6 protein-coding genes are annotated in these 8,057 nt (G+C 46.4%); all 6 read right to left on the bottom strand.

Annotated features, from left to right (window positions below; all coding sequences use genetic code 11):
- Nucleotides 1–42: 42 nt before the first annotated feature.
- Entirely contained in the window at nt 43–2,379 is a 2,337-nt protein-coding gene (locus tag CEV08_RS08550) for a phage tail tape measure protein (protein ID WP_100131200.1), read from the bottom strand.
- Nucleotides 2,380–2,510: 131 nt separating this feature from the next.
- Entirely contained in the window at nt 2,511–2,924 is a 414-nt protein-coding gene (locus tag CEV08_RS08545; protein WP_100131199.1) for a hypothetical protein, read from the bottom strand.
- Nucleotides 2,925–2,933: 9 nt separating this feature from the next.
- Entirely contained in the window at nt 2,934–3,452 is a 519-nt protein-coding gene (locus CEV08_RS08540) for a phage major tail tube protein (protein ID WP_100131198.1), read from the bottom strand.
- Entirely contained in the window at nt 3,449–4,738 is a 1,290-nt protein-coding gene (locus tag CEV08_RS08535; RefSeq protein WP_100131197.1) for a phage tail sheath C-terminal domain-containing protein, read from the bottom strand. The genes CEV08_RS08540 and CEV08_RS08535 overlap by 4 nt, the downstream gene beginning before the upstream one ends.
- Nucleotides 4,739–4,926: 188 nt before the next feature.
- Complete coding sequence (locus CEV08_RS08530) at nt 4,927–6,288, bottom strand: Bgr_08870 family protein (RefSeq protein WP_100131196.1); 1,362 nt, start codon at nt 6,286–6,288, stop codon at nt 4,927–4,929.
- Nucleotides 6,289–6,302: 14 nt separating this feature from the next.
- Nucleotides 6,303–8,057 (bottom strand): DUF4815 domain-containing protein (locus tag CEV08_RS08525; RefSeq protein WP_143434471.1); only part of this gene is annotated, 1,755 nt, incomplete at its 5' end.

The raw sequence follows: 8,057 nt of genomic DNA, 5'->3' as shown, positions 1-8,057 counted from the left end.
TCTCTCCTACCATTGCGCCCTCCTAGCACTTCATCCCTCCCCTCACTCTGTTCCGCCATGCAGCGCATTGGCGCGTGCCCGTTGCAAAGCATGGGCAACCGCACGACCAGTAGCCATAGGTTCACGCGCCCCATTGACATGCACTGTGACATTTTGATTGTGGGTGATGGGGGAGTGGTCTTTGTCTCTTTGTTCTCTGGCAGATGAATTGACAGGAGAACCCCCCGCAAATTGCACGATGGGTTGGATCGACGTTTTGCCCCCCAAAAAACTTGGCAAAAAATCTCTAACATCAATGGATCCAATCCACCCTTTAATGCGGCTTGGCAACGATTTACAATAATCCATCAATTGTGAGATAGACGATATAAAGCCATCAATAATCGAATTAGCCAGATCTTCGCCTGCTTGTTCCATACCAGCCTTGGCACTCTCTGTGAGCTTTTCTTGTGTAAAAAAACCCTTCAACCACCCCCAAAAGTTGGAAAAGCTTTGTTTAACGCCCTCCCACAAATTGCCAAACCACTCGACAACAGAGGAAAGCCCTTGTTTGAACTTTTGCCAATGGGAAGARAAGTCGAAAGCAGCAGCAATGATGTTTTTCCATTTGGTGATGGTGGTGGTATCAGCACCAAAAAAACGCATGACGGCTTCAAAGGCACGCTCAAAAGCCCGTATGATCCCCCGTGCGAAGCCTTTGACAAAAGAAGAAAAACGATCCCAATATTTCCATAAAGCAAAACCAACAACAAGAATGGTAGCCACAACAGCAGCAATCACAGCCCCTATTGGGGTAAAAATACCCCCCACAACAGAAGAAAGAGCTGCCCCAACCACTCGGATGACTGTCCCCATAAAGCCAAAAGAGGAAGAAAATGCCGCACCTGAAACGGCTATCCCTCGTAAAGCCCCCACCAGTAAAGTCATGGGGCGAAGAAGACGCAGCGCACTTCCACCAAAGCTTGCTGCCATTAAACTCAGTGTGCGCCATGAAGCGGCTAAGCCCCGCCAACTTGCTTTTAGCGTGCGGCTAACAGCCCTCATCTTGATAAAAGAGCCCATCAATTGAAGAAGCCCAAGGCGGGTTCCCGCCATAGTAAAACGTACAACCCGCAGAGCAATATTAAAAGCCATCAGAGCGGCAATGGTCTTGATGATCACACCAGTTAAAACAGGATGTGCATTGGCCCATGCCATCAGTCCATTGACAAATCCCCCAACAGTTTCCATGAGACTGTTGAGAGGAGGCAGGAGCACTTCACCAATGGTGATCCCTAAAGCCACAATACGGTTTTGCAACAGTTCAAATTGCCGCATGGCACCGGTTGCTTGTTTATTGGCTTCTTGTTCTACAGAGCCTTTAAAGACTTGTGGATCTTTCACATAATCTAAAGCTTGCCCTAACAATTGAGGATTGCCCACCAATTTGGCAAAATCACCGGTAAAATCGCGCCCTGCAATGGCAATCAGAGAGCGCATTCCTTGTTCTGATTTGCCCAACACATTAAAAAAGCGCACCAAGGTACCGGTAGCATCTTTTTCCAAATCTTCCATGAATTTCTGGCGTGAGAGCCCAATATTGCTAAAAGCATCTTCAATATGTTTGCCTCCTGCTTGAATGCGCGCACTCATCGCATTAAACCCACGCGCCGCACTTTCTGGTACAATCCCAGCAGAAATCATCGCTGTACCAAAGGCTGCGGTTTCGCGCGCGGTCAACTTAAACATGGTTGCCGCACCGGTGGCACGATTGGTAAAATCAGACACCTCACTGGCCTTTGCTGCCATGTGGTTAGAGAGATGGTTGATCCCATCCCCTAGATCTTCAATACCTTCCTGATTAAGCTTAAAGACATTGCGCAATTTGGCAAAGCGTTCCCCAATCTGATCCCCGCTCATATCAAAAGCAACGGCCGCTTTGGCCGCATAAATGCTAAAAGCCTCGAGATCTTGTTCACCAATACCTGCTTGGCTGGCACTGGTCATCAATTCTAAGACTTCACGCGCTGCCAAAGGGATTTTTGTAGACGTCTCAAGGGCAAAACGGCGCAATTGTTTTAAACGATCAAGGGGGGCATCCAGAACCTTTTCCAAACCCTTCATTGATTGGTCAAATTGCATGGCTTTATAAAGAGGGGCAATTAGGCTAGCGGTTTGCGCAATCGCCCCAACCATGCGCCCACGCGCATGGTGAAAAGCATTTTCTGCATGGGCTGTGGCTTCGCTCAAATGCTCAGGGTCAAACCACCCTTTTAAATGTTTTCGTGTCTGGCTTTGGAAATGCGCAACATCTAAACTAAAGGCTCTTAAGTCTCGTTTGGCAGAAGCGATCCCCTCTTGCAGATGATTAACAAAACGTACAACAAGAGAAACATCCATGATCGCATATTATCCTAACATTTGGCTTTCATATTCTTGAGCTTTAAGGCGCGCGAGTTCTTCTCGATAGGAAATCACATCAAGCCAATCCATCTGGTTAATCTCTGAAGGCGCCCAATGATAATAAAGGGCTAGTTCTGCCCCAAATTGTCCAGCTGAGAGGATTGGCGTGTGGGAAAAAAACCAAAAAAAGCCTTAAACACTGCAACAATATCGATAACATCAAGACGATTAATGAGTTCAACAGATTCATGAGACATATCGGCTAAAAGCATGGCTATTCCTTCCATAGCCTCATGGGTAAGCAATGCCTCACAAACTTTAAGAATGAGAACATCATTGCTCAAGGATGTTTTATCCTCTTCTAAAGCAGGCAGAACAAGCTTTGCAAACTGCGGTCCAATCAACACGGCGAATTGGCGTGCTTGCTTGAAGTTTGGGCGATAAAAGGTCAATTTGTGCCGTGTCAATTCTTTGCCATCACTCTCCTTATAAACAAGGGGAACTTGGAGCTCTACATCAAGGCTGGTTTGTAAACTTGTCATGATCAATTCCTATAAATTGAGAATAGAGCGGCGGCGTAAACCGATCTCTTGTCCATTGCGCACAAGCCAACCGCCCCGTTTAAAGGAAAAGCGGTGTAAAACAGAACCATCCCAAAATTCCGTATAGTCCCAAATATTTTTGATCTCGCAATCATAGCCTGTGGCTTTTCCAGCCGTTAAGCCTTCGCTATCTACCTTAACCAAGCGCCCCGTCACATCAATGGAATGTTCATGCTCGCGTCCATCTTCTTCAGACACCACATGCTTTTTGCCAGTAAATTTATGACGAAGACCAGGAGGACCACCAAAAATACCGATGACCTCAGGCGTGTGGCTGCGGATTTTCATTTGCAAATTTAATGCTTTGACACCAAGACCGCTCACATCAATTTGCATATCAGAGCCCCCCGGTTGATAGGTTTCGGTAATTTCTTCTAACGTAGGCAATTTGAGGGTTTCAAGATCAAGATGGAGATTGACATCATCATCAACAATTAGGGTATACCCGCGAACAATTCTTAAAGTCATACGTCACTCCTTGCTGCTTTGCGATAACCCTCTAACGTATCACCAAAGGCATATGTCATTTTCTTTTGGATATCTTGTGCCAGCCGATTAAAGTAAGCACCATTGCGCCGGCTGCCAAAGCTTAAATCTTCTAGAGGGGGCACTTCTTCTGCATCAAATTCCACCCGCAATTTGCCAAGTTGTAAATTGCTGTTTGAATTTAAATCACGATCAAACCAAACCCGCCCACCAAGCAGTGCACCGCGCGCAATCATATCATCAAGAAAGCTGGTCAAAGAGCGGGTAATGGCAATAACATGTTGACCGGTGAGATTCTCATCATTGGCAAAAGGGCGTAAATTATTGATGATGGTTTTTTCCAGTGCCCCACGGGTGCGCACCACATTGACAAAACGCCAAAGCGGATCACTAGAGGTGGTATGGTTGCCCCATAAAATGCGCCCATTGGAAGCTATTTGTCCCTGCGCATTTTGGCTAAGGCGCGCGGGAATAAAGGTCGCAATATCAGCTTTATTGAGACGGTTAGCCTCATGATCAATTTCCCCATCAAAGTAGCTAATGGGGCGTGCGGTGCCTAAAATACCATGCACATCTTGGTTGGAGGGAGACCAAAAAACACCGCCCCTTTGCTTGTCCCGTTTGATAAACATGGCTGCTGCAAAAGGACTTGCCGGTTTTATACTCACACCTCCCTCACGATTTGCCACCCGTACAAAGGGATCAATCAGATAACAAAAGCGTGAGGAAAAATCTGCACGATATGCAAGGCTTTCTTGCGTATTTTTACCCCCCGTATCAAACACGGCAATAGCTTTTAGCTTTTCTGCCACTTGTTCCAAAGCGTCTGCCACAGGGTTTTTGCCATTATCAATCCGCCCTGCACTATAAGCCGGTGCAAGTAAAATTCCAGGTTCCACACCCAAATGCCCCCGCGCATGAGCCAAGGCATGCACACCAGTCAACGCCGTATTGGATCCCACCATTTCAGCTTGTGTCTCAGCAATGGTTGACTTTTCTTCCACCCGCACAAGGATCACTTGTGCCTCGATCCCTTGCGCACGCACGGCATCAATCACATCAAGGGCTGTGCCCCGTATCCCAAGCTTTTGGATTTTGTCTGTCTCATGGGTGAAGACCAACACCGGCTCGTTAAGGGGATAAATTTGTGCATCCGCATCAGGGGCTGTAACAACCGCCCCAAGGGCGGTTTGGCTAAACATCTCTAAGGGGCGAGATGCTTGACCATCCTCAATGAGGCGGATACCATGATTAAATTCTATTGCCATTTTGCTCTCCAAATCAATGAAGAGACAATAACAACAAGAGCTCCCTTTCATAAGCCTGACACTGTCAGTCAAAAAGCCCTTTAAAAGGGCTTTGAAAGAGCTTTAAAGGGGACTTTAAAGAAAAAAAATCATACAAACCTGCTTATACAACAAGCACCATTTGAATTGTGCTCTCTTTGGTTATGTAATTAATCTTTCCATAATCTTATAAGGACAGCGCCATCAGCTCCAGCACCACTTGGAGAAGAATCTCCATGAGAACCGGCACCGCCCCCCCCAAAACCACGCCCTGCTTTTCCTGAAGTATAGGAACCTAGTCCTATCCCTCCAGAGCCTCCCCTTGATGTATCGCCCCCAGCATCACCTCCGTTACCACTTATACCGCTTCTTCCACTCGTTCCAGCATAACCGTTTCCGCCTTTGGCAATTCCTGGATGTTCGTCTGTTGCCAAGCCAAAGTTTCCGCCATCTCCCCCAGTACCACCAGAGCCTGAGTAACCCGTTCTTGATGATGTGTTATAATAAGCAGCAGTTCCATTACGCCCTCCTGTAGCGGTAATAAAATTCTTTCCAACGATTGTTGTTCCTCCAGAATTACCTGTTGCACGGCGTGATGCAACAGAAGCTCCTCCTTTACCAATGATGATATTCTCATGCCCATTTAAACTGGCTTTATAGCCATACCATACCGTGCAACCGCCACCGCCGCCCCCGCCGCCTAAATATGGAGTATCCGATCCACCACCACTGCCACCACCACCCCAGGCTGTAATCTCAACTTTTGTGTTATCCGTCACCCAGTCTGGCCATTCAATTTTCCCATCTTGCGTATAGAGCAATTCAGCATCAGCAAGAGCCGGCCAATTCGTGATTTTATCAGTCAAATCTTTTTTAAGCCTCTTTATTCCTGCTAAGATGGCTGCATCCACTTGCGCTTTTGTATAAACAACATCTCCATCGACCCTCAAAGGTCCTTTCAACGTGCTTCCATTTGTGCTTAAGCTTGTGATGACTTCATTGTTATGGGTGAGGTTAAATGGAGAATTGCCTAAAAGCTCTAAGCCACCACTCATTGTGACTTTGCTGGTAAATTTATTGTAATTTTTCCATTCATTGGGGCTTGTGAGGCGCCCATAGCTGGTCATATCTTGATTAATCTTAGCTCTAAAATCATCAAGCCCCACGATATCTTCGGTTTTATGTTGGTGCGCACCTAACAGGGAGACAGCACTACCAAAGGTAAAATTATTGTTGCTTGATTTGTAGAGAACATAATTGTTGGCGGCATCTTTGGCCCCTTCGATATCGCTTAAATCAGCAAAAGTGAAGGTTTTATCCGCTGCCATCTTGCCATTAAGGGCACTTTCTAGATCTGTGATTTCACTTATGGTATGCGTGTGGTGTAAAGGGGCCTTTTCGTCTATCTTTTCCTCAACAGCCACAAGTGCTTGATCAAGTTTATTGAGGTTCTCACGCAAGATGGGGAATTCAGAACTGATAAAACGCCCCTCTTTAGGCAATTCCATGTCGAGTTTTTTGGTTTTAGTCATCTCTCATTCTCCCCTCATAATATGCCAGCGCCAAAATCACGCACCATGGATCGCGCCGCCGGTCCACCGGTAAGCGTGAGTTTAAGGCGTGCTTGTTTGGCGCCTTTATCACCGCTAATGAATTTTCGTTCTGTCCAAAGTGGTTCAGCAAGTTGTTCTGTGTCATCGAGTTTTAAAGGGGTGAAACGACCATCATCCAGTTGCATCTCGAGTGTAAAGGTTGCACCACCCGGTAAAAAGGTTTTGATATAGCTGGTTAGTCTCGCCTTTTCCCCAAAGGCAAAAGCCCGCGTGACATAGGTAGCTTCCTTATGAATCTTTCCTGCAATCAATTGAATAGGCGCAAATAAGACCGGTGAGAGTTTCTCTGTGCCTTTGAGAATAGCGTGAAGCTTGACCTTTTCGCTGATATATTCAGTAAGGCTTAATAATTGAAAGGGCAGCAACTGATAAACCGTGCCGTTATTGCGTTCAATTTCAAAGATGACAGAACACGCGCTTGAAGGCAGCTCAACCGCTGCACGCACTTGCAAATCAGAACAATCCACAAGGTCAAATTCTCCTAAATCAACCCTCTTTTCTGTTTGCCTGTAGCGGGCAGCGAGCACCCGAAAAGCTAAAGCTTCATCTTGATGGGCGCTCCAGCTCTTGGCATTGACAGAAGAAAAGCGTGGTCCCGTCACGTAAGGGTGGCTTGAAACATATCTTTGGTTGTCTTTATCAAAATCCCCAAGTTTAGCCAAGGAGACAGAATGATCCGCATCATCGGTTTTAAGCACAAAGGCGGTAAGACGGTCATCAGGAACGGTTAAGGGGACATCATAGCGTGCGCCAGCCCAGCCGGTTTTTGCACCTTTCATGGAATAGGAGGTTTGGGCTTGAATATCAGAGGTAGGATAACCGTTTTCGGTGGTGACCAAATCAATCACCAGATCATGGTTTTGATTGCCAATTTTACAAAGGTGAAAATCAATTCCCGTGATTTGCCGTGTTTCATCGGGGGTAAAGACTTGGGCTTGCGGGTCATAGGCTGTCCATATTTTCACCGTGGTGGTRCGCCGCATCACCTTTACATCAATCACCCCTTGACCCGTAAAAAGCCCTGTTGCTGTTGTTCCACCTTTCCCTCGTGCSACAACATTTTTTGTACCAGCCGTGATATTGGCAGGAATCTTGAAACTCCCTTCAAGGGTGCCTTTGCTATCGGCAACAAGGCGGCTTGTTGGCAAGACATTGACGCCATCAAAGGTAAGGCTTTCTAAGATTTCTTGCACACCAAAACCTTCAATTTTAAAGTTTAGCTTAATTTGTCTTAAAAAATCGATCTGCTCTCGAGTCTCATTGATGAGGTCATCMCGYACTTCYGTGTTACGGATMGTTCTCCCGCGRTTCCAGCCCATATTGAGTTGATTGGTGACACTTGAAAGCCAATCGGTGCGCTGTTCATGCCAAAAATCTGTTGCGGGGTTCAAGGTAACAGTCCCGGGCAAAGGCGCAAAATTTTGATAGGGGTTGATCTTTTCGCAAGCCGTTGTCAATTCTTGTGCAATGATCACTTCATTTGTCCAGTCAAGGGTGATGGGTGCGGTCAGGTGAGCGGTGTAAAAGGTTGGATCAATGGCAAGCTGTAAAATGCCATGACCAATAGCCCCTGTTTGGGGAAAACCTTCATCGCGATAACTGTCATCGAGAAAAGGGTCTGCAAACATGCCTTTTTTGGCAACGGGTTCTTTAGAGTCAACATTACTTTTAATACGCTCTAATTGCAT

This window comes from Bartonella tribocorum, from assembly GCF_002778015.1.
In the GTDB taxonomy this organism is placed as follows: Bacteria; Pseudomonadota; Alphaproteobacteria; order Rhizobiales; family Rhizobiaceae; genus Bartonella; species Bartonella tribocorum_B.
This window is presented reverse-complemented; position numbering and strand designations above follow the sequence as displayed.

Bases quoted from the DNA above. Each gene is read 5' to 3' on its own strand.
- CEV08_RS08530 (WP_100131196.1), bottom strand. From the start codon at position 6,288: ATGACTAAAACCAAAAAACTCGACATGGAATTGCCTAAAGAGGGGCGT.
- CEV08_RS08545 (WP_100131199.1), bottom strand. From the start codon at position 2,924: ATGACAAGTTTACAAACCAGCCTTGATGTAGAGCTCCAAGTTCCCCTT.
- CEV08_RS08535 (WP_100131197.1), bottom strand. From the start codon at position 4,738: ATGGCAATAGAATTTAATCATGGTATCCGCCTCATTGAGGATGGTCAA.
- CEV08_RS08540 (WP_100131198.1), bottom strand. From the start codon at position 3,452: ATGACTTTAAGAATTGTTCGCGGGTATACCCTAATTGTTGATGATGAT.